Origin of the sequence: Brevibacterium sp. CFH 10365 (assembly GCF_009299785.1) — a bacterium.
Lineage (GTDB): Bacteria > Actinomycetota > Actinomycetes > Actinomycetales > Brevibacteriaceae > Brevibacterium > Brevibacterium limosum.
Genome location: NZ_VIGO01000015.1, coordinates 1 through 26166 on the forward strand (window position 1 = coordinate 1; position 26166 = coordinate 26166).

A 26166-nucleotide genomic window follows, 5' to 3' on the forward strand; every position below is an offset into this window, starting at 1 on the left:
AGCGACCCCTTCTATCCTGACGGATGTTGGGGCTAGTTAAAAGGTAACGTGCCCCTATGTGATGAAGAAACACGACAAACCGAAGACGCCTCACCAGAGGGCGATCGAGCACGAGAAGATGCGCAAGCGTCCGATCATCACGATGAATGCGGCATTAAAACGCATCAAGCCAGCCGCCCTATCAAGGAAGATCCTCGACCATACCGGGCGACTCGAGACATTGTCGGTGGCGAAGAGGCCTGCGTCGACCAAGCCGGTCAATCGGGGGTGGAACAACCGAAGCCCAGGCGAAGGTCGGCAAATGAGTCAACGATAGATATTGGCGGAGGTTTTCATTTGAGTCAACGATGTTTCTTACCCGGAGGTCTTGCAATGAGGCAACAGGCCACACAATGAGACTCAGCTCAACAGTTAGCAAACCACCCTCGGTGCCTCACACCAATTTGCCCGTGAAATACTAGAGAACCTTGGGAAGCGAGGGCCGTGACCTTTCGATACCGGCACGGGCCGAAATCACCACGAAGTGTGCAGGGGTTCGCAAGAAGAAACTGCGGGGCCTGTGCTTACCGATACCCCAACTTCACCGAGATCTCCCGAGCAGCCGCCTTCATTACGGGTACCAACGCCTGCATCCGGTCCTTCGGCATGAAGGGACGAGTCGCCGACAGCGAAATGCCGGCGACGATGTCCCCGCTGCCATCACGAATGGGAGCGGCCACGCACCGAATGCCCGGCTCGTTCTCTTCGAGATCCAGCGACGCCCCATCTCGGGTGTAGCCCTGCATTCTCTTGGCGAACGCGTCCACCGCAGAGGAGCCCGCACCAGGGTTCTCCGCGACAAACAGTCGCTCCCATCGATCCTCCTGACCCAACAGCAGCGCCTTGCCCACCCCGGTGCGCGTCATCGGCATCCGATGACCGATCCGAGAACGCATCTCCGCCCCACGGGTGCCCGGAATCTTATGGAGATAGAGCACCGACTCACCATCCTCGACCGAGAGGTGGATGGTGTCCTGAGTCCGTTCAGCCAAGGCCTCTAAGTTCTCCCTGGCCACTACTGGCAGCGGGTCCTGATTGAGCGCGGTGAAACCATACTCAATCAACGTCGGCCCCAGCCGGAACTCTCCCGGCGAACCGTGCCGCAGATACCCCATCTGCACCAAAAGCTGAATCATCCTGTGCGAACTCGAACGACCGATGCCCGTGGAATCGACGATCGACTTCAGCGTCGTCGAGCCATGAGCCACGGCACTGACGATCTGCAGCCCCCTGGCCAGGGTCTGAGTGCCCTGCGGAATGGCATCGCTCGCAACAATTCCAGAATCCTCGATCATCACCCCAGTATGTCATCTATCCCACATATAGGGACACCGGTGGCGCATGATGGAACACGTGCCCATAGTGGCTCTTATGGCAAAACTGGCACCACTCGAGGCCCCACAGATGATCGGCCTCGACTGGGGAACGAGCTCGCTGCGAGCCTTCCTCATCGGCAGCGACGGACAGGTCCTCGCAGAACGCAATAGTTCCGACGGCATCATGGCTGTCAGTTCGGACACCACAGATCTCCGAGGCGACTTCTCCCGAATCGCTGAAGCAGCGGTTGGCGATTGGCTCACCACCTACGGCCCCCTGCCGATGCTCGCCTGCGGAATGATCGGCTCAACGCAGGGCGTCGCCGAGGCGGGCTACCTTGAGCTACCCACCTACCTCAGCGACATGGGCGGGGCGCTGACGACAGTCGAACTGACGACCGGTGACCTCCACATCGTCCCCGGCCTGCAGAAAGCCCCGACAGAGGCGACTCCTCCCGACGTCATCCGCGGGGAAGAGACCCAACTGCTCGGTCTACTCGGCGAAGAAGAGAACGAACCCAGCACGGTGATCCTGCCCGGTACGCATACCAAATGGGTGAGTTGCCACGGACAACGCGTCACCGACTTCACCACCTCGATGAGTGGAGAGCTATTCGGCCTGCTCAGCACCTCATCGATCCTCAGCCGCCTCGCCGAACCCACCGCAGGCTTCCACTCTGAGGTCTTTGACTGGGGACTGGACGTCGGTGCCGACGCCACAGCAGCCGTGACGTCCTCAATCTTCTCCGCTCGAACCTGGGCTCTCGACGGACGCCTGCGTCCCGAAGAGGTCAACGACTACCTCTCGGGAATGCTCATCGGCGCCGAGGTGGCCCACCAGCACACTGTGGTCGCCGCGTCGAGCGCCCCCGTCATCGTCTGTGGAACCACCGATCTGACGAATCGCTACACCCGCGCACTGCACCGAGCCGGCCGGGAGACGGTCAACGCGAATCCGCGTGCGGCCGCCACCGGTCTCTACCGCATCGCCGAACAATCCGGCCTCGTGCCGACCAAGGAGAATTCCCATGCCTGACACTGTCCCCTCCGGCCTCATCGCCATCCTCCGCGGTGTCCGTCCCGACGAAGTCCTCGACATCGCCGAAGACATCGTCGCCGCCGGGTTCTCCGCCATCGAGGTTCCGCTCAACTCGCCCGACCCTCTCGACTCGATCGCAGCATTGGTCGAACGGTTCGGCAACGACCTGGAGGTCGGTGCCGGCACCGTGCTCACCCCCAATCAGGTTCGCGAGTGCGAGCAGGCCGGTGCCCGCATCATCGTCGCCCCCGACACCGACACCGAAGTCATCCAGACCGCGCTCGGAATGGGACTCACCCCATACCCGGGAGCAGCGACACCGACCGAGGCGTTCGCCGCGATCAAGGCAGGTGCCACCAAGGTCAAACTCTTCCCCTCCTCGGCGGTCGGGATTAGCGGGATGAAGGCCTGGAGCGAGGTGCTGCCTACCGGCACCGAACTCTTCCCCGTCGGGGGAGTAGGAGCCGACAACGCCGCCGAATGGCGCAATGCCGGAGCCGCGGGCCTGGGCCTGGGGTCTTCGCTCTATCGCCGAGGCGACCGCCCCGATGACGTACGCGTGCGGGCCGAGGCGATCGCCTCGGCGTGGGCGAACACCAACTGAACACCGCTACATCAACGACAACATCCGAACGAAAGGCCAGACCAATGAAGATCACGTCGATGACGACGTACACAGTGCCGCCTCGGTGGCTGTTCCTCAAGATCGAAACCGATGAAGGGATCGTGGGATGGGGCGAACCCATCATCGAGGGTAAGGCCGCGACTGTGGCCGCCACCGTTGATGAGCTCTCCGACCTGCTCATCGGTAGGGACCCTGCGAACATCGAGGATCTGTGGACGATCATGTACCGCGGTGGCTTCTACCGCGGTGGCCCCATCCTCATGAGTGCGATCTCCGGAATCGATCAGGCGCTGTGGGACATCAAGGGCAAGGCACTCGGCCAGCCTGTGCATCAGCTGCTCGGCGGGAAGGTCCGGGATCGGATCCGCACGTACTCGTGGATCGGCGGAGACCGCCCAGGCGACACCGCGGCCGCCGCACTCGAGACGAAGAACCGTGGATTCACCGCCGTGAAGATGAACGCCACCGAGGAGCTGCAGTTCATCGACTCCTACACCAAGGTCGATCAGGTCATCGAGAACGTCCAGGCGATCCGGGAGGCCACTGGCGAGGATTTCGGCATCGGTGTCGACTTCCATGGTCGCGTGCACAAGCCGATGGCCAAGGTCCTCATCAAAGAACTGGAACCTTACCGGCTGCTCTTCATCGAAGAACCGGTGCTCTCCGAACACTTCGGCTCACTGCGCGACGTCATGGCGAACACCTCGACGCCGATCGCGTTGGGGGAGAGGCTCTTCTCTCGGTGGGACTTCCGTGAGGTGATCGCCTCCGGCGCTGTCGACATCATCCAGCCGGATGTCTCCCACGCCGGCGGCATCACCGAGACGCGGAAAATCGCGATGATGGCCGAAGCCTACGATGTGGCGCTCGCGCTGCACTGCCCGCTGGGGCCGATCGCGCTCGCCTCCTGCCTGCAGGTCGACGCCGGCAGCTATAACGCCTTCATCCAGGAACAGAGCCTGGGCATCCACTACAACACGAGCAACGACCTGCTCGACTACGTCACCGACCCATCGGTGTTCACCTACGACGACGGCATGATCGACATCCCGTCTGGCCCCGGTCTCGGCATCGAGGTCAACGAAGAATACGTCATCGAACGCTCCGCTGAAGGACACAGGTGGCGCAACCCGATCTGGCGCCACACCGACGGCTCCTTCGCGGAGTGGTGACGGGACGGATTCGGTAGGAGAGAAGGGCGTTCAACGATGAGCTCAAAGATTGAAGCTACAGTGTCGCGACGCATAGCCTCACCGGGAAGAGCCCGGTGGTGGATCCTCGGATGGCTGCTCGCAGCGATGATGATCAACTACATGGATCGATCATCGCTGTCGATCGCAGCTCCGCACATGATCGACGAACTCGGCCTGACCGCCGCGGACATCGGGCTGTTGGGTACCGCGTTTTCACTGACGTACGCGTTCTTTCAGCTGCCAGGTGGATGGCTGACTGATCGGCTCGGTGCGAAGCCGGTATACATCATGGCGTTGGGGTTCTGGTCGATCGCCACTTCGCTGATGGCCTTTGGCCACCACATGTGGCATTTCATGGTGTCGCGAGTCCTGCTCGGTGTCTTCGAGGCCCCGGTATCGCCTACTTCTGCGAAGATAGTCGCTGAGTGGTTCCCACCCCGAGAGCGCGGAGCAGCAGTCGGCGTCTACGACTCGGGAAGCAAATGGGGACCCGCCGTCGCTCCGCCCATTCTCACCTTCCTCATCCTCGGATTCGGGTGGAGGGCGATGTTCGTCATCCTCGGCGTGCTCGGTGTCATCGTGGCAATAGGATTCTGGGCCTTCTACCGTTCTCCGGAACACGATCGCAGAGTCTCGGAGGCTGAACTCGAGCACATCCGCGCCCGAGAGGAAGACGACAACGCCCCAACCGGCCACATCCCGTGGTTGAAGCTCTTCACCAAGCCCCAAACCTGGGCCATGGTGTTGGGGTTCGTCGCAGTGGTGTGGACTCTGAACATCTTCGTGACCTTTCTGCCGCTCATGCTCAACGACATCTACTCTGTCGCCGACGCCGCGCTGGGGTGGTACACCGCCATCCCATTCGCGGTCGGAGGCATCGGAGGTATCCTCGGCGGCTGGTTCACCACGAAGTATTCGAGGATGCGCGAGCACCTGGCGCCCCTTGCCTGCAAACGACAGATTGCAGCGGTCTACGGTGGTGCACTCGCCATCTGCTCGATCTTCGTCGGCATCACCACCGGCCATTTCGTTCTTCAGTTGGTCGCGATGAGCCTCGCCTTGTTCGTCTGTGGGGCTTTGAGCGCCGTGGGATGGTCGATCCCTGCTGATGTCGTCACTGGCAGTCGCGTCGCCTCGCTGGGATCTATCCAGAACTTCGGCGGCTACTTCGCAGGTTCACTCTCACCGTGGCTTACCGGAGTCCTAGTGACAACCACCGACTCTTACCTCGTTCCCTTCATCCTCGGCGCCGTCGTCGCGGTGATTGCGGGAATCGCCTACCTGCTCCTGCTGCGTGCCCCGATCCGGGTGGCCGGCAGCTCACCCGAAAACGGAGACATCACCTCATGACGAAACTAGACACCGCAGTCACCACTCGCCCCACACGGATCCGCTACATCATCGCGGTTCTGCTCTTCATCACCGTCGTCATCAACTACATGGACCGGGCCAACCTGTCCATCGCGATGCCGGCACTCTCGCAGGAGTTCGACCTCACCACGGGACAGCAGGGGCTGCTGCTCTCTGCGTTCGGCTGGACCTATGCGGCAATGCAGCTACCCGGCGGGTGGCTCGTCGACCGCGTGCGACCGCGCGTGCTCTATGCCTCGTGCCTGGTGCTGTGGTCCTTGGCCACACTGTTCATGGGAATGTCTGGCGGTTTCTTCGCGCTCATCATTCTCCGGCTCATGGTCGGCGGCTTCGAAGCACCCGCGTACCCGATCAACAACAAGGTCGCGACCGCATGGTTCCCAGAACGTGAACGCGGACGAGTCATCGCCTTCTACACCTCGGGCCAGTTCATCGGTCTCGCGCTGCTCACTCCAGTGCTGTCGTGGCTGCAGACGGTGCTCACCTGGCACTGGGTGTTCATCCTCACCGGTGTCGTCGGAATCATCTGGGCCGCGATCTGGTGGTTCGTCTACCGCGAGCCGCGCGATAAGTCGGGAGTCAACCAGGCCGAGATCGACCTCATTGCCTCAGGCGGGGGTTTGGTCGATGTCGAGACGGGTGTGAAGAAGGAGGCCAAGCCGAAGCTTAAGTGGTCCGACGTCAAGGTCGTGCTCACCCGCCGGAAGCTCTGGGGAATCTACCTCGGCCAGTTCTGCCTGACCTCGACGCTATGGTTCTTCCTCACCTGGTTCCCGACCTACCTCGTTGACTATCGCGGAATGGACTACATCGAGTCGGGCTTCATGGCCTCTCTGCCGTTCATCGCCGCGCTCGTCGGTGTGCTTCTCTCCGGGTGGGTTTCCGACTTCATGGTGAAGAAGGGACTGTCACTGGGTACAGCACGGAAGCTGCCGATCATCATCGGCCTGGCGATGACGGTGTTCATGCTCGGCGCCAACTACACGGACTCGTCGGCTTTGGTCATCGTCTTCATGTCGATCGCGTTCTTCGGTAACGGTTTCGCCTCGATCACCTGGTCGCTAGTATCCGCGTTGGCACCGGAACGACTCTTGGGTCTGACGGGCGGCATGTTCAACTTCATCGGCAATCTGTCATCAATCGCCACTCCGATCGTCATCGGATTCCTTGTCACCGACATCGACTTTGCGCCGGCCTTCGTCTACATGGCTGCGATTACGATCGTGGGCGTGCTGTCGTACGTGTTCTTCGTCGGTAAGGTTGAACGCGTGGAGGAGTAAGAGGGTAGCTCTTGCTTACGTGGAGGGACACAGTTCCAAGACGATCTTTGGGCACTTTGGGACTGATGCAGGGTTGGGTGACACCTAACCTGGCTTGCTGAGAGGTAAGTCTGGAAGGATGGACACCATGCCACAGCCCTACCCGATAGAGTTCCGCGATGACGTCGTCCGCGTCGCTCTAAACCCCGACGAGAAGACCACGATTGCTCAAATCGCCAAGGACTTCGGCGTCCACGAAGGTACCATCAACAAATGGCTTCGCCAGGCCGAGATCGATGCCTGCAACAAGCCGGGCAAGTCCACGCACGACTCCGCAGAGCTGCGCGAACTCAGACGTAGGGCTCGCCTGCTGGAACAGGAGAACGAAGTGCTGCGCCGCGCAGCCGCCTATCTCTCGCAAGCGAATCTGCCGTCAAAAGGCTCTACCCGCTCGTGAGAGAGCTCGCAGCCGACGGGATCCCCGCGGCGGTGTCGTGCCGGGTATTGAAGCCCTCACGTCAGCCCTACTACCGGTGGCTGGCTACACCGATTCCAGGAGCCGACATCGTCGAGGCGTATCGGGCCAACGCGCTCTTTGACGCCCACCGGGCCGATCCGGAGTTAGGGTACCGGTACCTGGCCGACGAAGCTGAAGTGGCTGGCCATACGATGGCGCCTCGGACTGCGTGGCGGTTGTGCTCGGACAATGCTTGGTTCTCGGCCTTTGGCAAGGGTAAGGCAAAGAATGGGAAGAAGCCTGGCCCGCCCGTCCACGACGACCTGTGCGCTGTCGTCGACGAAGGTGGGCGGACCCGGCATGAGTTCACTGCCGATGGGGTGAACCGGCTATACCCTGTAGACAGATAGAACGTGGCCAGTCAAGCAACACGATTGATGTTTCACCGGCCACTACCTAGCTCCTAGGCAACGTCATCATGACTGTCGCGATCTTCTTTCTTCAGCTGCACGGACACGAAAGCCTTGAACGCGGCGAGCAAATCTTCTTCGTTCTTCAAAGCGCGGATGGTGAGTGTCATATTTGTTTCGCGTCCACGGCCGAGCCCCGGCTCCTTCCGAAGACGATCTTTGGGCGTCGTGCTCAATTTGCCATCAGACATCCGCACTGCCCGTTCAAGCTGAGCGTAAGAGAGAACACTGGTTTCGTAATATCGACCCGCTGACATAAGCAACGTATGCCGCGCCCAACCGAGTGGAACAAGGAGCAAAGGCTTCCCACCAACCACGGGCAGAGTCACGCGAGTGTCTTCCCACTCCAGGGAGACTGAGTTCCACACCTGTTTAAGGTAGGTCTTGACTCGATTTCCATTCGAGGTGAATTCTGGGAAAGTGTGAATCATATGCTCGGTGAAGTCCGACAGTGGTCCGAATATGATCCGTGTCGTGATGTCGGAAGTGATGTCACGATCAACGCCTCGCACAAATAGGGGTAGGTCCTCGAGCTGGTGGAGAATACCCAGACGGACCAGTGCTTCTACGTCGTTGTTGAGAACATCCCATATCCACTTGCCGACCACTTCGGCCCCACCATGACCCTGGAACCCTTGTTGTGCCATGCCGAGCCGAGTTTCCCAAGGCTCGAAGAACTCTTGAAGCAGGCCTTTGCCTCGGCGCAGTGAAGCTGGCGATCCGGTGATGACGCTCTTCGTCACTTCAGAGGTAAAGGTATCCATGCACTTCACCGCTCGCTTCAAAAATGGCTGAGGTGATCTTCGCAGACGAATCGCATGGGGGTCGACATAGAGTCGGTTGTCATCTGAGACATCGACATCAATGAATGGAACAGGTCCTTTGACTCCGTAATGGGTTGTGATGGTGGGCATGGCGCCCTCCTTCCGTTGTCGGTGACCCGAGGAAGGAGGAGAAGCTGATTGCCTCATGAAACTCCGGTACGCTTAGAAAGACTGTCCAAGTCACTCTCGCGCCCTCGGGCCGATACTGGCCTGACCTCGCGGCAACGAGGTCAGGCCAGGAATTTTTTGAAACCGCAAGCATTGATCTAGTCATCCCTCGCTGAAACATCGGCTTTAGAACGGTTCCCGCGCACGACAGTACTCGGCCCTTCGAGAGCGATACATAGCATTCCGTTTTCCTCATAAGGCTTATAGCGTCGGCTAACGCTTGTATCGATGCCGTAGTACTGAGTGAATGCGGTGGCGGAAAGTATCATCTGTCCGCTGTCGCGGGAGGACTGCGGACGAAGAGAGTAAGCATGCGGCTCCCCTGAGGGGCGCAAGGCAATTATCTTGTTGTCCTTATCGAACAAAAGCTCGACAGTCTGCGCAGCATCTATCAACTTGTGCGCCGTTTGATTGATAGAAAAAATTCCGCGCTTCTGCAACGTCACGCTCGGCGCCTTAGCCAGAGGTGCCATGCGCCTATCGAAAACCTCGAATACCATCAAACCACTCCTCTCAATGTGTTCTTGGTCACAATCATACACCCAAATATTATCTAATGTCCCTTGAAGTTTTTGAACGTAATCGCGGCTGAGGGCTTGATAAGCAGTTCACTTAGTGGCTTCCGCCCGAGAGACAATGTTGAGAGCTTCGTAGGCATTCTTCATCTCGGAGGACACGCTCTCTCCAATCCGACTCACCTGGCTGAGGTTGGGTTGGCGCCCGTTCGTGTGCGTACTGAGCTTCGCGATGCTCATTATCTCGTCCGCGCCCGCTTCCCCGCATCCACAAGGTCAAATGTTTCCGCGTCAAAGATCAAAACCACTGCGCTGTCGAAGTTGAAACTTCTTAACGGGCTAAATCGTCCGATCTTGCGTCCGGGTCGGATGGAACGCGCTTTCATTTGGATCTTGCGCCCGTCACGGTCGGTCACGTCATGACTCTTTGTGGAGTTGGGTTCGAGAGAGCCTCTGCGAGCATGGAACACGACCTGTTCAGCGACATCCCCAAGTGGCTTGTTGTTAGTTCTCACTAGCTCGCGAGTTTGGAGCCCACCCACAATGGCAGACTCGAGCACAAGCAGCTCGCGGACAATGAACTGAGTCAGATCGGAAATCTTGGGGTTACCCATTGCGGCCAGCTCTGCTACATGGCGCACGTGTCATGTTTGACCCAATCAGTTCTGGTCGCTTTGGAACCGCCAGAGCGCGTGTTCAAAATGGGTCAGTGTCTCACCCTTACGCAGCGTAATGAACGCTTCTATGATGAGTATTCGCGCAACGCTGCCAGTTACGGTCTCCTGGCCAGCCGCTCGAAGAGCAGTATTCACATAGCGGATGATCATTGTGTCAGCCTTGACGCCAGGTATGCCGAGGAGCATCGAGAAGTACTCGAACGTCACCGGGTCGAGACCCATCACGTTGGTGTACGCATGTTTCATCGCTTTTTGATCAGTACTCAAGAAAACGTCGGCGCTTACAACACTACGATCGACGAAGACTCGCGCGGCCTCGATCACACCGCCTCAGCTTTGAGCCTTCTACCGGTGACCGTCGACCCCATAATTGCGCGGACTCAAGCGCTGCCAAGAGCGGAGAGCAGCGATGTCGTTCATCACTCCGGGCCCAGCGGCCCGAAAAGAGCGGATCCGGCCACCGACTCCTGCCACCGGGCTCGAAGCACGATACTTTGCGCGGATCGAGAACACGGCATCGATGAGGGCTGTTGAGATCTCGCCTGGCCATCCGCCTCCGTATGCGATGAAGTAGTCGTCCGGGATTGTTTCTACCGCCGTTTGAAGCGCACCTATGCGCGAGTCCTTCTCCATGAGACCATCATGGATTACCTTGACGGCTATGTGAACAGCTGCTCGTGGTCGGCGAAGACACGGAGGGACTGCCGAGCATCCGGTTCACTGACGAGCCCTCTCACCAGGGAGAATATACCGCCGATAATGTACCAATGTTAAGTAATAACTTCTATGCCCTCGTCGGTTGCTTTCATCTGAATAGTCGTCTTTTGCTCTCCGTAGATAGAGCTACCGTGAATCACAACGTCGAAAACACCCCTCGCTCCTGGACTCATGTATGCCGTGACCGTCTCTCCCGCTGGCATCTCGGTCACGTCCAACACAGGACGATATGAGAACGTAGGATCGTCTTCACGCGGCGGATACTGCCAGTGAAGCGACACGTTTTCCGCTCTAGACTCACCTTCCCTCGACTCACTTGGCGAAGTCCAGATATGCACATCAGTCATACTCGTGTTGCCACAGTGGAAATCGAGCTGAAATGATGTTCCACTACGATGTGCATTAATCTCCACCAACTCGCCCCTGCCTTCGACCGGCGAGGAGATTGCTTCACCGAGCACTTCGGCAGCCGTCCCTTGAAAGACGTGCATTTTCGGAGTTAAAGGATTTCCATCATAGTCTACTGTGACCGAATACTCTCGCAAGAGAGCATTTCTGAAAGAATCTTCTTCAGGGTTTTCATATCGATATCTATACGAAGGAAAATATTTATCGACCACGGAAATATTTCGTTGTTCATCAGAGGATAGCCAGTCTCGAATCATGTTGTTCACATGATTATCGTGGAACGAATAGCCGACGATGACTAAACGGTCCGCTCTGCGCAAAGCGGACCGGGCGGCAAAGTTCAACTCAAGCGTCGGCCCATCGGTGCCTAGTTTGTCGCGCGTGCCAACCACTATCCACGGTTCACTATCTTGAAACTCAGGGGCGTTCATCTCCGCTTCGGATAGAACGCGAATTCCCCTGCCTGTAAGCCGGGGGTCGTTCGTGACGCCAAATCCGCGCAGCCGCCAATCAAGCGATCCATGCAATTTGATTAGATTGAGAGTCCTATCCTTCTGCGGGATTTCCATTGCATGACCAGGGCTCCACGACTCGACGCCGCGCACCAAATCGACCTGACCGCTGGCAGCGGCCTCTACCGTGAGATCATAGTTTAAGGTTAAGACATCTATACCGCCGCGCTGGGATATAGCCAAATTGATCAAAGGTTGAAGATACTCAACGTCTCCATGGTTTCCGAGAAGTTTGAGAAGTGTGGTCAAGACGAAATGCTCAGCGTCTTCAAGCGGTTTTTTTAAATCGGGATGCGTTGCCGACTGGATTGTGTCAATTAGTATACGGGAAAGATTTAACTGCTCTCCCACTCGACTAGACGCATCGCCCAAAGATTTCCCAAGAGAAGCAACTAATCGGTCAGTTGTTTTGAGGGGTAAATGCGTTGATGTAAAGTCGCTAATGCCCGCAGACCACGATCCCACGAATGGTGCTATCTCAAGTGAATCGCGCTCTCTAAGTAAGCGAATTGCGGAAATTAGCATTTCGATATTGACTGATGTTAGTGGGTTGTCGCCGTGAATGGTCTGATAGTTGACCATTCCCGCGTATACAGCATTCAGCGCTTGTATCCAATCGCGGTCACTTGCGAGCAGCCGTCGGGGTGCATTCGCCTCTTCAACAATCGCCTTAGCAAGATCGCCTGTGAGCTTGAGACCTGCGTCGGCAGAGGCCCCTGCTCCTAGTAGAACCGCGACTCGTTCTGGTCCTGTTGCTGATCCAACTGACTCGACGGATGTTTCAAGCATGTGTACCCCTCTAGCAAGCTCAACTTAGTTGCGGATGTGGTGTCACTATATAGGCGATCTTGCGTCCGTTCGTCGCTTCATCTCCCACCACGGTCGCGCGAATGAAACTGCTCCAACTATCGCGCCGATGCCGTAGACAACAGCGAATCCTTTTGCATCGAGTAGGCCGATGAGGACACCACAAGTGATGATGAGGAGTGCGCAGACTGTGGCGGTCATGATCAAGGGCCTCTTGGTGTAGTCGTCGTGGTACTCCACGGCATAGATGAGTTTGCGGATGATCTAGCCGAGGACTAATCCGAGGATCAGCCCAATGGCGGCATAGACGGCAATGCTCACGAGCTTGCCCACGAGCGGGGCAAGAAACGGCGGCATCTCGGGTCGTATCTCCATCAGTCAGAGCCTTTCTGCGACCGCAGCGGTTGCTTGCATATAGGCGTTTTGCGTCGGTTCAGCGAGGAGGTCCCGCCGCTGCCACTGGGGACGGATCGCGCGGTCATATGGGATCGTGACTACGGCCGTGACAAGCTGCCTAAACTGCTCGGCAATCTCCTCAGCGTTAGCTTCTTCTCGGTCGGTCTGAGAGACGATCACGACAGCGTTGTCGGCCAGGTCGGTATAGTGCCCTCCTCGGTCGTGCAGAGCGTCGATGAACAAACGGGCGGCTTCGGCCGATTCCTCGCGGGTGTTCGTGGGAATGACAATGGAGAAGGTACGTCACTGAGAGGAAGCGATTTGACTCAGGCATTAGAGCGAATAGATCAGCTGCAGGTCAAGATTGAGGTCAGCCCACCGGTGTTGACCTACCACCGACCGGGGAAACGGGTTCAGCTGGTTGATCGCTTTGTTGTTCTTTCGAAAGTATGGTGAGCACCCTTGGCCGTGGCAAGAAGGCGATGAAATAACTAACGACACGAGATACTAGTGCGCGACCCGGTAGAAGTGATGCAAGGGCTCTACGAATCTACTTGCGCGATGCTCGCTGATCTCTTCATTCGTCTCACCGAGTTGTGGGTGGCGCGGCGCAAAGCTCCGGGCGCACTCCCTCAACCTCTTAGTCAATGGCCCGACCTTGGGTCCAAAGTCTGCTGGTGCTTCGACGGTTATGGCCGAGAGCTGAAAGTTCGACCGGGCACTGTTGTGCTCAATCCGATCGACAGTCGTCTGTTTCGCGCCGTCAGCGTCTTCGACGACCAATAACCCTACTACCTAACTTGGTTTCGATAGCGGCACTCGCGATCGTCAAATTGACAGCTTTCTCCCTCAACCGTGAAGGTCCGGTTACCCGAGCACCGACTGATTGCTCTTGTACCCTCGTCAAGCTTCCGCGGAACACCACAGGTCCTAATGCCACCGAAAGCTATCTTAAACGCCAGCAGAGCGAGGTGTCTCGTAATGTTAGTGTCACAAAACCCATAGGTTGCGGGACTGGGACGCTCGGCTGAGTCGACCGGTGCCTCAGGTTAATCCTTGGAGTCGGTATCGCAGAGCGGTGTCGCAGATGTACAGGTAAGTACCCCGAATTCCTCGGGTGAGCAGCACGCTGTAGATGTTCTTCACGTACTCGAGCAGGTCTTCGTCGGAATATTTGATTCCGAGCTTAGGGTTGTTTTCGCGGCCCTTCTTGTCGTGATAGTTGTCGCGATCAAATTTGAGTTTGCCTGCGACCGGGTCGTAGCGGAGATCGTTGCCGATGATGACCCCGACATAGTTGAGGTCGTAGCCCTGAACAGTGTGGATCGATCCGACCTCTTCGACCGATTTCGGTGAGTTGATCCAATCTGTCGTGGTCGTGTTCCACCGCATCTGCTGACCATCGAGTTCGATGTCGTATGCGGTCTTGTTGTTCTTGCTTTTCCACGGCCATGCGTAGCCAGCTACCAACCGAGATAGGCCGTGCTCTTCCTCGCGTCTCTGAAGTTCTCGTCTCATCTCGCCAAGGTCAGTGAACAGGCGGAGGTCGTAGTCTTCGAAGTCCTCGCGTGATGTCGGCGGATTGTCGCTGAGGACTTGTCGAATGTAGCCGACGTAGTCTTTGTCAGCTGATATGCGCATTTGGGTTTGAAGAGGATAGAGCCGGCCCGCTGTTCTAGCACGTGAGGCTAGCTCTCGAGTCTTGGTTGCTGGCAGATCGGCCGGTCGAACTGTTTGGCCGACGTCGAGCATGAGGATCGAGTGGTGACTTTGCTTCTGAATCCAATCCAGCTGGGTCTTTTGCGGGTCGTCCCAGCCGAAGAGCTTTTCGTTGATCTCAATGAACTTCTTGTTGAGAGGGCCAGACGCCTGATTTGCCCGCTGATTGAGCCGGTGAGCTTCATCGACGACGAGAAGGTCGAACCGGTCAATGCTTTCGCCTACTTGGAATGGCGTCAAAACCATACCCTTGTCTAGTCCGGGAGTCAGCTTGAATACTTTGGCGATTGAGTCCCGTAGCGATTGCTGAGGGACCACGATTGCGAACTTAAGTGAATTGAGTAGCTCGGCATGCTCAGGAGTGAAGTAGTCACTGAAGATGGAATCGATGTCGAGCGGTTCTTCTGAATCGTGACGCCTGATGTCTTCCAGTAACTTGAGCAGATAGATTGCGACTACCGTCTTGCCCGTTCCTGGATTGCCCTCGACGACGACGGTGTTATCAACGCCGGTCTTCAGGTCGTCAAAGAAACCCTCGAGAATGTCATCGACGGCGATGGCCTGATCATGGTTGAGCGCCTTAAAAGGGGAGAGTTTGAACAGATCGCTGTTGATGATCTGTGGAATCGTGCGTTTGAAGAGTTTTTCTTGAGTCCGCAGCTCCTCGAAGATCTGGTGGAACGTTTTGTTGTACTTGTCGCGGTCGTAGTACTCGGCGTCGGTGATGCCTGCATTGAGGTTGAGTACCTGTCGACTCGCGTCGCCGTGGAACATCCGAATGAGGAATGACTCGAGATCCAAGCACGCCGACTTGTTGAACGTGTCATCGAGAACGACTCTGACCGACTGGAGCCGTCGCTTTGAGCCAGATTCAAGGTGCTGTCGCATTCGTCCCTCAACATTGAGAGACTCGCCGATGTACACCTCGTTGTGATTATTCATCACGTAGACGACTGGCCAGTTTCGGTGCCGCGGGTCGACTGCGCCCCACGCCTTGACTCGTTCCGTTTTGAATGGGAACCGCTCGATTCTAAAGCTGGTCATATTTCACGCTCCGCCCACGTGCCTTGTCTACGGGATATTTCTCGCGCGTCTTCTCAAGTTTGTCCATGACGATGGTGTCGGGATCCAGACCCAGCTTGTCCGCGAGCAGCATGCAATAAGTCAGCACATCTGCCAGTTCGTCCTTTGCGGACTCGAGATCGGCATCTCCCCACTGGAAGCACTCGAGCAGTTCTGCCGACTCGATGGAGACGCTTTTCGCGAGATTCTCGGGGGTGTGGAACTGCTGCCAATCGCGCTCTTCCATGAACTGCCGGATTGCTTCGCGCACAGAATCTTCATACATGACTTCAAACTATCAGCGACGTGCGACGAGCAGGCGATGCCAAGCTCAAATTGGATACTCATGTACCTGCCAAACGGGATTGGAGCGCGTCCAGTCTTACGCCGCTATCCCGACAAATTGGGCCCGGCGTTCCTGTTTATCTCCAGCAACCCCGGGCCCAATCCCTTCTACTGAATTAGGCAGTCAGCAGCACAACCTTGCCGGTCGTCTTCCGCCCCTCGAGCGCCCGATGTGCATCCGCAGCATCGGCAAGTGCGAACGTCGCACCCACGCGGAAGTTGAGCCAGCCGTGTTCGATGCCGTTGAAGAGCATGGCCGAACGCTTCGCCAACTCCTCCGCTGAACGGACGAACCACGCCAGGGACGGACGGGACAGGAAGATGCCTCCCGACGAGTTCAAACGCTGAATGTCGAACGGAGGCACCTGACCCGAGGCCCCACCGAAGAGCACCATCGACCCCTGCGGCTTGATCGAGGCCAGCGATGCATCGAACGTGTCCTTGCCGACCCCGTCATAGGCGACATCGACGCCGTCACCGTCGGTGAGCTCCTTGACCTTCGCAGTGATGTCGACGCCCTCACCGTAGAGGAACACCTCATCGGCACCGGCCTTACGCGACAGTTCTGCCTTCTCCTCGGTGCTCACCGTCGAGACGACATTGCCGCCTAAGTGCTTGATGATCTGGGTGAGCAGCAGTCCGACACCGCCGGCTCCGGCGTGAACGAGTGCCGTCTGTCCCGGCTTGATCTCATGCGAACTCGTCGCCAGGTACTGCGCGGTCAGGCCCTGCAGCGGCATCGCCGCAGCCACCTCGGCGGACACGCCCTCCGGCACCCGCAGCAGGTTGTCCGTATTCACGACAACCTGCGTCGCATACGACCCCGGTGCCTCATGCCAGGCGACACGGTCACCGACCTGCCAGGACTCGACGCCTTCGCCCACCTCGGCGATGCGACCCGTACCCTCTGACCCGACGATGTGCGGGTACTCCATCGGGTACACGCCCGAACGACGGTACGTGTCGATGAAGTTCACACCCGCCGCCTCGACATCGACGAGCACCTCACCGGCACCCGGCTTCGGGGTCGGAACCTCACCGAACTCGAGCACCTCGGGTCCACCAGCCTGCATTGCACGCACTGCCTGGGTCATCACGCCTCCTGCATATAAATTAATTGCCTGGTATGGTTATACATATGAACGATCTTACGGTTGCCGTCTCCGGTGCCACCGGATACGCCGGGGGAGAGGCCCTCCGGCTGCTGAGCACTCACCCCCACTTGAACGTCACGACGGTGTGCGGACATTCCACTGCTGGCGAGAAGCTCGGCCGACATCAACCCCATCTTGCCCGATATTCCGACTTCGTGGTCCAAGAGTCCACCGCCGAGGTGCTCGCCGGCCACGATGTCGTCATCCTCGCGCTCCCGCACGGACAGTCCGGACAGATCGCCGCTGAACTCGAATCCACGAGCCCGGACACCCTCATCGTCGACCTCGCCGCCGACCACCGCCTCATCAGCTCGGAAGCCTGGGAGAAGTTCTACGGCTCCGAACACCAGGGCACCTGGACCTACGGCCTGCCCGAGCTCCTCACCGCCGATGGCACGAAACAGCGCGAAGCGCTCAAGTCCACGAAGCGCATCGCCGTGCCCGGCTGCAATGTCACCGCGGTGACGCTCGGACTCGCACCATTCATCCAAGCGGGGCTCGCGGTACCGACTGGGCTCAATGCTGTGCTCGCCAATGGCGTCTCCGGCGCCGGCAAGGCGCTCAAACCGCACCTCACCGCCGCCGAGATCCTCGGCAATGCGTCCCCGTATGGCACCGGTGGCACACATCGGCACGTGCCCGAGATCGAACAGAATCTCAACGGAGTCCTCGGTGCCGACGCCGCCGACGGCCCCACCCGCATCTCCTTCACCCCGACGCTCGTGCCGATGGCTCGTGGCATCCTCGCGACCATCACCGCCGACGCCGGCGAAGCCGCACTGCGGACCGCCGAAGGACTCCTCGACGTCGCAACGCTCAAGGAACAGCTGGCGACGGTCTTCGCCCAGGCCTACGACGACGAAACCTTCGTCCGCGTGCTGCCCGAGGGCCAGTGGCCGCAGACCGCGGCCACCACCGGGTCGAACGTCGCGCAGATCCAATTCACCGTCGACGAGCGCGCCGGCAAGATCCTCGTCGTCGTGGCTTTGGACAACCTTGTCCGTGGCACCGCCGGACAAGCCATCCAATCCATCCACCTCGCCCTTGGCCTCGACGAGACCACCGCACTTCCCCTCGAAGGAGTCGCCCCATGAGCGTCACCGCCCCACTCGGCTTCACCGCCGCCGGCCTCACCGCCGGCCTCAAACCCTCGGGCACCAAAGACCTCTCACTCGTGGTCAACAACGGCCCCGACACCGCCGTCGCCGCCGTCTACACCTCCAACCGGTGCAAGGCAAACCCCGTCCTGTGGTCCCAGAACGCCTCGGCGAATGGACAGGCCCGCGCCGTCGTCCTCAATTCCGGGGGAGCGAACTGCTACACCGGTGACTTCGGCTACGAGACGACGACCCTGACCGCCCAGACCGCCGCCCACCTGCTCACCGAGACCGGCACCGACACGAAGGCAGAGGACATTCTCGTCTGCTCGACCGGACTCATCGGCGTCGGCGGCCAGGACTTCCGCGACGCGATCGTGGACAACCTCGCCCCGCTCGTCGCCGCCGCCGACACCAGCGTCGAAGCCGGCCAAGCTGCGGCAGAGGCGATCATGACCACCGACACCGTCGCGAAGACCGCCACCCGCGAAGGCACCTCCGGCTTCACGATCGGCGGCATGGCCAAAGGTGCGGGCATGCTCGCACCCGGTTTGGCGACCATGCTCGTCGTCATCACCACCGACGCCGCCGTCGACCAGACCGTGCTCGATGCGGCACTGCGCAACGCGACGAACCAATCCTTCGACCGCCTCGACACCGACGGGTGCATGTCGACGAACGACACCGTCATCCTCATGTCCTCAGGCGCCCACGACGCCATCGTCGACACCGAGGAGTTCACGAGCCTGGTCAAAGAGGTCTGCCTCGACCTCATGCACCAGCTGCACGTCGACGCCGAAGGCGCCCACCACGACATCGCCATCACCACCCAGGGTGCGGCCAGCGTTGACGACGCTGTCACGGTCTCCCGTTCCGTGTCCCGTTCGGCCCTGTTCAAGGCCGCGATCTTCGGGGAGGACCCGAACTGGGGCCGGGTGGTCGCACAGGTGGGAACCACCTCGGCAGAATTCGATCCCACTCAGATCGACGTGATCATCAACGGCGTCGAAGTCTGCCGCGCCTCGGGGCCCTTCGAAGACCCTGAGAAGGTCGAGTTCCGACGACAGGTCGACGTCGTCATCGACCTCCACGCAGGCGATCACACCGCCACGGTCTGGACCTCGGACCTCACCCACGATTACGTCGAAGAGAACAGCGCCTACTCCTCATGAACAGCCCCGTTGACATGTCCACGAAATCCACGGCCGCCCGGCTCGCCGCCGCGCAGGTCAAGGCCGAAGCGCTGACCGAAGCACTGCCGTGGATCAAGACCTTCGCCGGCGCCACCATCGTCATCAAATACGGCGGCAACGCCATGGTCTCCCCGGAGCTGCAGCAGTCCTTCGCCGATGACATCGCGTTCCTCCGCTTCGCCGGCATCCGCCCCGTCGTCGTCCACGGCGGCGGCCCGCAGATCTCGACCATGCTTTCTCGCTTGGGCATCGAATCCGAGTTCAAGGCCGGACAGCGCGTGACCACCGAGGAAGCCGCCGAAGTCATCCGCATGGTCCTGTCCGGCCAGGTGAACCGCGATATCGTCTCCCGGATCAACCAGAACGGCAACGCCGCGATCGGCCTGTCCGGGGAAGACGCGGACCTGCTGCTGGCTAACAAGACCCACGCCGAGGTGGACGGGGACGTCATCGACCTCGGCCGAGTGGGCGAGATCGCCCAGGTCAACACCACCGTCATCAACGAACTCCTCGACGCCCGACGCGTGCCCGTCATCTGCTCGATCGCCTCGGAGATCGGAGGAGAAGCGGGAAAGCCGCTGAACATCAACGCCGACCTGGCCGCCTCGGCGGTGGCGAAAGCATTGAAAGCGGACAAACTCATCATGCTCACCGATGTGCCCGGCCTCTACGCGAACTGGCCGGATACGTCCTCGCTCATCTCCCGCATCGGCCCGGACAAGCTGCGCGAACTCCTGCCGAGCCTTGACTCGGGCATGATCCCGAAGATGACCGCCGCCCTCGAGGCCATCGAGCACGGGGTGCAGCAGGCCCACATCATCGACGGCCGGATGGCGCACTCCCTGCTGCTCGAGGTCTTCACCTCCGAGGGCATCGGCACCATGGTCGAAGACACCGTCGTCGAACCCGCACCCCTGGGCGACGGCCACAAAGGAACACAGGAGGAAGACAATGAGTGAGGCCCCGAACCAGCAAGCCCCAACGGATCAGGCTCAGACCTGGCGCGATGACTTCTCCCGCGTCCTGTCCCCGGTCTTCGGCTCACCCCAGCTCGACCTCGTCCGCGGTGAGGGCTCCTATGTGTGGGACGCGGCGGGCAAGAAGTACCTCGACCTGCTCGCCGGCATCGCCGTCAACGCACTTGGCCACTGCCACCCCGCGTGGGTCAAGGCGATCACCGAGCAGGCGTCGACGCTCGGCCACATCTCGAACTTCTTCACCTCACCGCCGCAGATCAACCTCGCCACGAAACTCCACGAGGTCCTCGACCTGCCGGCCGGATCCGCCGTGTTCTTCTCGAACTCCGGCACCGAGGCCAACGAGGCGGCCTTCAAGATGGCCCGCCGCGCCGGGGGAGGAGGCCGTCCGATCATCATCGCCGTCGAAGGCGCCTTCCACGGCCGCACCATGGGTGCCCTCGCACTGACCGCGAAGGCAGCATACCGGGACCCCTTCGCCCCCGGCGTGCCCGGAGTCGTCCACGTGCCCTACGGCGACGTCGACGCACTCGCCGCGGCCGTCAACGACACCACCGCAGCCGTGTTCATCGAACCCATCCAGGGCGAGGTGGGCGTGCGGCAGCACCCCGCCGGCTACCTCAGGGCCGCCCGGGAACTCACCCAAGACGCCGGAGCACTGCTCGTCCTCGACGAAGTGCAGTCCGGAGTCGCCCGCACCGGCACCTGGTTCGCCCACCAGGACCCGGAGATCGGCGAGGGCGTCGTCCCCGACATCATCACCTCGGCGAAGGGTCTGGGCGGCGGCATGCCGATCGGTGCGACCATCACCGTCGGCGACGCGAACACCAAACTGCTCGAAGCCGGCCAGCACGGCACGACCTTCGGCGGCAACCCCATCGCCTGTGCGGCCGGACTGGCCGTGCTCGAGACCATCGAGAACGAGAACCTGCTCGAGCACACCCGAGAGACCGGGGCCTGGCTGACCGAACAGCTCACTGCCATCGACGGAATCACCGCCGTGACCGGAATGGGTCTGCTCCTCGGCCTCGAGCTCACCGAAGGCCTCGATGAGAAGGCGATCGCCGCCCGAGCACGCGACGCCGGGTTCATCATCAACCCCGTTGCCCCCGGCCGCCTGCGCTTGGCCCCGCCGCTGACCATCACCCGAACCGAGCTCGCCACCTTCCTCGAGGCCCTGCCCGGCCTGCTGCACGGCTGAAACCCGCTAACTACCGCGTATCGGGTGGATACCGGACGAACCGCGGGCTTCGCGTTCGCACGGAACGGCGGACCACCTCGGCGCCGGCATCACCCACCACAGACTTTCGAAGGACACCCCATGACACGTCATTTCCTCAAGGACACGGACCTCAGTCCGGCTGAACAGGCTGAGGTCCTCGACCTCGCCGTCGAGCTCAAGGCCGCCCCCTATTCGCGGACCCCGCTGGCCGGCCCGCAGACCGCCGCCGTCATCTTCGACAAGACCTCGACGCGCACCCGGGTCTCGTTCGCCGCCGGCATCGCTGCGCTCGGCGGGCAGCCGCTCATCATCAACCCCGGTGAGGCGCAGCTCGGGCACAAGGAATCCATTGCCGACACCGCCCAGGTGATGTCCCGGATGGTCTCGACGATCATCTGGCGCACCTACGCCCAAGCCGGCCTCGAAGAGATGGCCGAGCACTCCTCCGTGCCCGTCATCAACTCCCTGTCCGATGACTTCCACCCCTGCCAGATCCTGGCCGACCTGCTCACCATCCGCGAACACCGTGGCGACGTGAAGGGCCAGACCATGACGTACTACGGCGACGGGGCGAACAATATGGCCAACTCCTACGCCCTCGGCGGAGTCAACGCCGGCATGCACGTGCGCATCGCAGCACCGGCCGATTATCAGCCGACCGCGGCGATCGTCGCCGAGGCCGAGGCACTCGCCGCCCAGACCGGGGGATCGCTCACCGTCACCGACGATCCGGTCGCCGCAGCCACCGGTGCCGATGTCCTCGTCACCGACACCTGGGTGTCCATGGGCCAGGACTCATCCGGCCGCGACGACCACGCCTCACCCTTCGTGAAATACCAGGTCAGCCAGGAACTCATGAACCTCGGCAACGACCCGATCTTCCTCCACTGCCTGCCCGCCTACCGCGGCAAAGAGGTCACGGCCGAGGTCATCGACGGTCCCGCCTCGGTGGTCTTCGATGAAGCCGAGAACCGCCTCCACGCGCAGAAGGCGCTCATGGCCTTCCTCCTGGAGCGATGATGACCGAGACGACCAGCGCCGGCAACAGCGGGTCGAACAGTGCACCGCTGACGAAGACCGCCCGGCAGCAGAAGATCATCGACCTCATCACCCTCCAGTCCGTGCGGTCCCAGATCGAACTCGCCGAAGCGCTCGCGACGCAGGGCATCACCGTCACCCAAGCGACGCTGTCGCGCGACCTCGCCGAGGTGGGGGCCGTGAAGATCCGATCCACCGCGGGATCCGTCTACGCCGTTCCCGGTGAGGGCGGGGATCGGTCCCTGCAGCAGTCGACGGGGGAAAGCCTCGATGCGAAGCTGCCGCGGATCCTCGAGGAGCTGCTCGTCTCTGCGGTCTCGCAGGACAACACGGTCGTGCTGCGCACCCCGCCGGGTGCCGCACAATACCTGGCCTCGGCGATCGACCGGTCATCGATGGTCGGGATCTTCGGGACCCTGGCCGGTGATGACACGGTGCTCGTCATCGCCGATGCCGCGGTCGGGGGAGCGGCCGTGGCCGAGGCCTTCCTCGAATACGCCGCTGGTGGGCTGGCCGAGGGATAATGACAACTGAGTTTCTTCGAAGCAATAGACTGGCCGGCGCATCCGTGCTGGTGGGAAAGGACGATCTGTGAGCGAACGACTGAGCCTGTGGGGCGGACGATTCTCCGACGGACCTGCTGACGCGCTGGCCGCACTGAGCAAGTCGACGGACTTCGACTGGCGCCTGGCAAAGTACGACATCGCCGGCTCCAAGGCGCATGCGAAGGTCCTCCACCACGCGGGTCTGCTCACCGACGATGAGCTGTCCGGGATGACCTCGTCGCTTGATGAGCTCCTGCGCCGCGTCGAGACCGGCGAGTACGTCGCGGCCGAATCCGATGAGGATGTGCACTCGTCGCTGGAGCGCGGACTCATCGAGATCGCCGGACCCGAACTCGGCGGCAAACTGCGTGCCGGCCGGTCCCGCAATGATCAGATCGCGACGATGGGCCGGATGTATCTGCGCGATCACGCCCGTGAGGTCGCCGGGCTCGTGCTCGACACCGTTGAGGTGCTCATCGCTCAGGCCGAAGAGCATCCCGAGGCACCGATGCCCGGACGCACCCACCTCCAGCACGCCCAGCCGGTCCTGTTGGCCCACCATCTGCTCGCTCACGCGTGGCCGCTGCTGCGCGACGTCGCCCGCTTCGCCGACTTCGATGCACGGGCCGGAGTGTCCGCGTACGGTTCGGGAGCTCTGGCCGGGTCGTCGCTCGGGCTCGACCCGCAGGCCGTGGCCGCGGACCTCGGGTTCAACGATTCGGTGGAGAACTCCATCGACGGCACCGCATCGCGTGATGTCTTCGCCGAATACCTCTTCATCACCACGATGATCGGCATCGACCTATCACGTCTGTCCGAGGAGGTCATTGCGTGGGCGACGAAGGAGTTCTCGTTCGTCACGCTGCATGACGCGTATTCGACGGGGTCGTCGATCATGCCGCAGAAGAAGAACCCTGATGTCGCTGAGCTCACTCGCGGGAAGTCCGGTCGCCTCATCGGTGATCTCACCGGGCTGCTGTCGACGCTCAAGGCGTTGCCGCTGGCGTACAATCGGGATCTGCAGGAGGACAAGGAACCGGTCTTCGACGCGACCGACACTCTGGAACTGCTGCTGCCGGCGTTCACCGGGATGGTGGCGACCTTGAAGTTCGACACCGAGCGGATGGCGTACCTGGCTCCGCGCGGCTTCGCTCTCGCCACGGATATTGCTGAGTGGCTCGTGCGTGAAGGCGTGCCGTTCCGTGTGGCCCATGAGCTGTCGGGTGCCTGCGTGCAGCTGGCTGAATCCCGCGATGTTGAACTCTGGGACTTGACCGACGAAGACTTTGCCGGGATCTCTTCGCATCTGACACCGGACGTGCGCGAGGTGCTCACGACCCTCGGCTCGATCGATTCGCGTAATGCCAAGGGCGGCACGGCACGAGCGGCTGTCGATCAGCAGATCGCCAACGCCAAGTCCGAGGTCGCACGCCTGCGGGAGTTCGCAGGGTCGGCGCGGAGCGTGTGAGCTTCACGTCCCTACGACCTCAATCTTCCGGTCGGCTGATCGGAACCGTGTCAGCGGTGCTCTGATTATTCCGCGGTCGGAGCACCGTTCGTCCTTCGTGACTGTGCCAAGTGCTGGTTCGAGGCCGGGCGCGGGTTGACGGTAATCGTTGTTCCTCATTCAGGGCCGCGACCGCCTCGGTGTTCGTCCCGTGTCCTCCCACCGATGCGGGTCGGTCTCAGCGGCAGTCCTCCGAAGGATGTCCAGGGCAGCATTCAGCTTCTTCGACAATCTCGCTCCGGCCATCGTCACTCCAACAATCGTATTGGCAAACTCCGCGTTCGTCACCGGCAGGTAACGAACTGGCATGCCTTGAAAAGTCAATGTGTCAGGATGAGGAACCGCATTGGCCAAAGAGAAGCCGAGTCCTAACCCCACCATCGACCTGATTGTCTCCGCATTAGGAATCAGCCAGCGTACAGAAGGCTCATAACCGAGTCCGCGGATCTGACTGACCAAAAGGTCCGCAGTCGGCGGCGAGTCGAGCAGAATGAGCGGGCCGTCGATGAGTTCTGCGATATCAACGCCGTCTTTGTCCGCCACGGGATGATCTGCCGAGACGATGGCGTGCAGCTGCACTTCAGCGAGGTCGTGCCTGGTGATTCCTTCAATCTGAATCTGCTTGCGATACATGACGGCAACATCGACCTCCCCGTTGAGAACCATCTGTTGGATGGTCATCGGATGGGCCTCGACGAAACTGATGTCGACCTGCGGATGATGCTTGACGAACTGAGAAGCTGTAGCGGGAAGCATCCGTGGGCCCGCCGTCGGTATGCACCCGATGCGCAAGGGACCCTGTAGAGCAGACGACTCGTCGTTGAGAGATTCCACCGCGTCCGAGATGTTAGAGAGGATCTCTCTGGCATGCATGCCGAATTCCCTGCCAGCACTCGTCGGACGAGCGCGCCGAGCAGGGCCGCGCGCAATGAGCGTGACTTTGAGTTGCTTCTCGAGTTGGGCGAGAGCTGCGGAGACCGTCGCCTGCGACACGCGACAGTCCTTCGCCGCGCCGCTCACCGAACCGCGGTCGAGAACGGCGATGAAGTACTCGAGTTGACGGAGAGTGATGTCAGTCATAGGTAGAGCCTATATTGAAGCCAGCAAAAATTTGCTTTTCTTTTTGATTCCGGCAGGAAAGACTGAGAAGGTCACAGACGCGCCAAACTTGAAAGTGCCGGGTAAATGAACGATTCAAAGATGAAGATAGTCACCTTGGGAACCGCAGGTGGCCCGCGATGGTGGAAGGGCGATTCCAAGGACCGAGCAGGTATCTCAACGGCGATCGTCGTTGAAGATCGCTTCTATCTCGTGGACGCCGGTCACGGTGTCGGGCGCCGCATTCGTCAGGCTGGCCTCGAACTCGGCGACTTGGGAGGAGTCTTCCTCACTCACCTGCATTCCGACCACACCATCGATCTGCCGTCGCTGGTGGTGTTCGGTATGCATGAGCTCCAGCACAGAGTCGATACCCCAGTTCCTCTCCTCGGCCCAGGGCCTCGCGGCGCGCTCCC

At 60.4% G+C, this 26166-nt stretch carries 22 protein-coding genes and 1 pseudogene; 14 read left to right on the forward strand and 9 right to left on the reverse strand.

The window, feature by feature from the left end; all coding sequences use genetic code 11:
* Nucleotides 1-563 precede the first annotated feature (563 nt).
* Complete coding sequence (locus FHG09_RS19285; RefSeq protein WP_152349268.1) at nucleotides 564-1334, reverse strand: IclR family transcriptional regulator; 771 nt, start codon at nucleotides 1332-1334, stop codon at nucleotides 564-566.
* Nucleotides 1335-1410: 76 nt separating this feature from the next.
* On the opposite strand from FHG09_RS19285, the gene FHG09_RS19290 reads away from it, so the two are divergent.
* The 6 genes from FHG09_RS19290 (at nucleotide 1411) to FHG09_RS20180 (ending at nucleotide 7299) form a co-directional block, all read left to right on the forward strand.
* On the forward strand, nucleotides 1411-2391 hold the full coding sequence (locus FHG09_RS19290; RefSeq protein ID WP_193627456.1) for a 2-dehydro-3-deoxygalactonokinase: 981 nt from the start codon (nucleotides 1411-1413) through the stop codon (nucleotides 2389-2391).
* Nucleotides 2384-2998 (forward strand): 2-dehydro-3-deoxy-6-phosphogalactonate aldolase, encoded by a 615-nt coding sequence (locus tag FHG09_RS19295; RefSeq protein ID WP_152349270.1) that lies wholly within the window; start codon nucleotides 2384-2386, stop codon nucleotides 2996-2998. Before FHG09_RS19290 ends, FHG09_RS19295 begins: the two co-directional genes overlap by 8 nt.
* Nucleotides 2995-4191: a galactonate dehydratase gene (gene dgoD / locus FHG09_RS19300; protein WP_264674079.1), complete on the forward strand. Its 1197-nt coding sequence runs from the start codon at nucleotides 2995-2997 to the stop codon at nucleotides 4189-4191. The genes FHG09_RS19295 and dgoD overlap by 4 nt, the downstream gene beginning before the upstream one ends.
* A 36-nt stretch (nucleotides 4192-4227) precedes the next feature.
* Entirely contained in the window at nucleotides 4228-5562 is a 1335-nt protein-coding gene (locus FHG09_RS19305; protein WP_152349272.1) for an MFS transporter, read from the forward strand.
* Nucleotides 5559-6863 (forward strand): MFS transporter, encoded by a 1305-nt coding sequence (locus tag FHG09_RS19310; protein ID WP_152349273.1) that lies wholly within the window; start codon nucleotides 5559-5561, stop codon nucleotides 6861-6863. The genes FHG09_RS19305 and FHG09_RS19310 overlap by 4 nt, the downstream gene beginning before the upstream one ends.
* Before the next feature lie 118 nt (nucleotides 6864-6981).
* Entirely contained in the window at nucleotides 6982-7299 is a 318-nt protein-coding gene (locus FHG09_RS20180; protein WP_227492894.1) for a transposase, read from the forward strand.
* A gap of 463 nt (nucleotides 7300-7762) precedes the next feature.
* On the opposite strand, the gene FHG09_RS19325 is transcribed toward FHG09_RS20180, so the two are convergent.
* The 7 genes from FHG09_RS19325 to FHG09_RS19360 form a co-directional block, all read right to left on the reverse strand.
* Nucleotides 7763-8683 carry a hypothetical protein gene (locus tag FHG09_RS19325; protein ID WP_152349274.1) on the reverse strand — a complete coding sequence of 307 codons (921 nt, stop codon included), beginning with the start codon at nucleotides 8681-8683 and terminating at the stop codon, nucleotides 7763-7765.
* Between the two features lie 176 nt (nucleotides 8684-8859).
* Nucleotides 8860-9234, reverse strand: a complete 375-nt coding sequence (locus tag FHG09_RS19330; RefSeq protein WP_152349275.1) for a hypothetical protein — start codon at nucleotides 9232-9234, stop codon at nucleotides 8860-8862.
* Between the two features lie 701 nt (nucleotides 9235-9935).
* Entirely contained in the window at nucleotides 9936-10277 is a 342-nt protein-coding gene (locus FHG09_RS19340) for a hypothetical protein (RefSeq protein ID WP_152349276.1), read from the reverse strand.
* 446 nt (nucleotides 10278-10723) lie between these two features.
* A complete protein-coding gene (locus FHG09_RS19345; RefSeq protein ID WP_152349277.1) occupies nucleotides 10724-12379 on the reverse strand; it encodes an SIR2 family protein in 1656 nt (551 codons plus the stop codon).
* 1458 nt (nucleotides 12380-13837) lie between these two features.
* A complete protein-coding gene (locus FHG09_RS19350) occupies nucleotides 13838-15556 on the reverse strand; it encodes a DUF2075 domain-containing protein (RefSeq protein ID WP_152349278.1) in 1719 nt (572 codons plus the stop codon).
* Nucleotides 15543-15860, reverse strand: coding sequence for a nucleotide pyrophosphohydrolase (locus FHG09_RS19355; protein ID WP_152349279.1), 318 nt, complete (start codon nucleotides 15858-15860; stop codon nucleotides 15543-15545). Before FHG09_RS19355 ends, FHG09_RS19350 begins: the two co-directional genes overlap by 14 nt.
* A gap of 175 nt (nucleotides 15861-16035) precedes the next feature.
* Complete coding sequence (locus FHG09_RS19360) at nucleotides 16036-17013, reverse strand: quinone oxidoreductase family protein (RefSeq protein ID WP_152349280.1); 978 nt, start codon at nucleotides 17011-17013, stop codon at nucleotides 16036-16038.
* 44 nt (nucleotides 17014-17057) lie between these two features.
* On the opposite strand from FHG09_RS19360, the gene argC reads away from it, so the two are divergent.
* The 7 genes from argC to argH all read left to right on the forward strand — a co-directional run bounded on the left by argC (nucleotide 17058) and on the right by argH (nucleotide 24613).
* Complete coding sequence (gene argC, locus FHG09_RS19365) at nucleotides 17058-18167, forward strand: N-acetyl-gamma-glutamyl-phosphate reductase (RefSeq protein ID WP_152349281.1); 1110 nt, start codon at nucleotides 17058-17060, stop codon at nucleotides 18165-18167.
* Nucleotides 18164-19342: a bifunctional glutamate N-acetyltransferase/amino-acid acetyltransferase ArgJ gene (gene argJ / locus FHG09_RS19370; RefSeq protein WP_152349282.1), complete on the forward strand. Its 1179-nt coding sequence runs from the start codon at nucleotides 18164-18166 to the stop codon at nucleotides 19340-19342. Before argC ends, argJ begins: the two co-directional genes overlap by 4 nt.
* Nucleotides 19339-20322, forward strand: coding sequence for an acetylglutamate kinase (gene argB, locus FHG09_RS19375; RefSeq protein ID WP_152349283.1), 984 nt, complete (start codon nucleotides 19339-19341; stop codon nucleotides 20320-20322). Before argJ ends, argB begins: the two co-directional genes overlap by 4 nt.
* Nucleotides 20315-21541 (forward strand): acetylornithine transaminase, encoded by a 1227-nt coding sequence (locus FHG09_RS19380; RefSeq protein WP_152349284.1) that lies wholly within the window; start codon nucleotides 20315-20317, stop codon nucleotides 21539-21541. Before argB ends, FHG09_RS19380 begins: the two co-directional genes overlap by 8 nt.
* A 120-nt stretch (nucleotides 21542-21661) precedes the next feature.
* Nucleotides 21662-22582: an ornithine carbamoyltransferase gene (gene argF / locus FHG09_RS19385; RefSeq protein ID WP_152349285.1), complete on the forward strand. Its 921-nt coding sequence runs from the start codon at nucleotides 21662-21664 to the stop codon at nucleotides 22580-22582.
* Entirely contained in the window at nucleotides 22582-23124 is a 543-nt protein-coding gene (locus FHG09_RS19390) for an arginine repressor (protein WP_152349286.1), read from the forward strand. Before argF ends, FHG09_RS19390 begins: the two co-directional genes overlap by 1 nt.
* A gap of 67 nt (nucleotides 23125-23191) precedes the next feature.
* Entirely contained in the window at nucleotides 23192-24613 is a 1422-nt protein-coding gene (gene argH, locus FHG09_RS19395; protein WP_152349287.1) for an argininosuccinate lyase, read from the forward strand.
* Between the two features lie 159 nt (nucleotides 24614-24772).
* Here the strand turns inward: argH and FHG09_RS19400 are convergent, their stop codons facing one another.
* Nucleotides 24773-25732, reverse strand: coding sequence for a LysR family transcriptional regulator (locus FHG09_RS19400; protein WP_152349288.1), 960 nt, complete (start codon nucleotides 25730-25732; stop codon nucleotides 24773-24775).
* Between the two features lie 120 nt (nucleotides 25733-25852).
* On the opposite strand from FHG09_RS19400, the pseudogene FHG09_RS20185 reads away from it, so the two are divergent.
* Nucleotides 25853-26116, forward strand: a pseudogene (locus tag FHG09_RS20185) (MBL fold metallo-hydrolase); the annotation flags it as partial.
* Nucleotides 26117-26166: the final 50 nt, after the last annotated feature.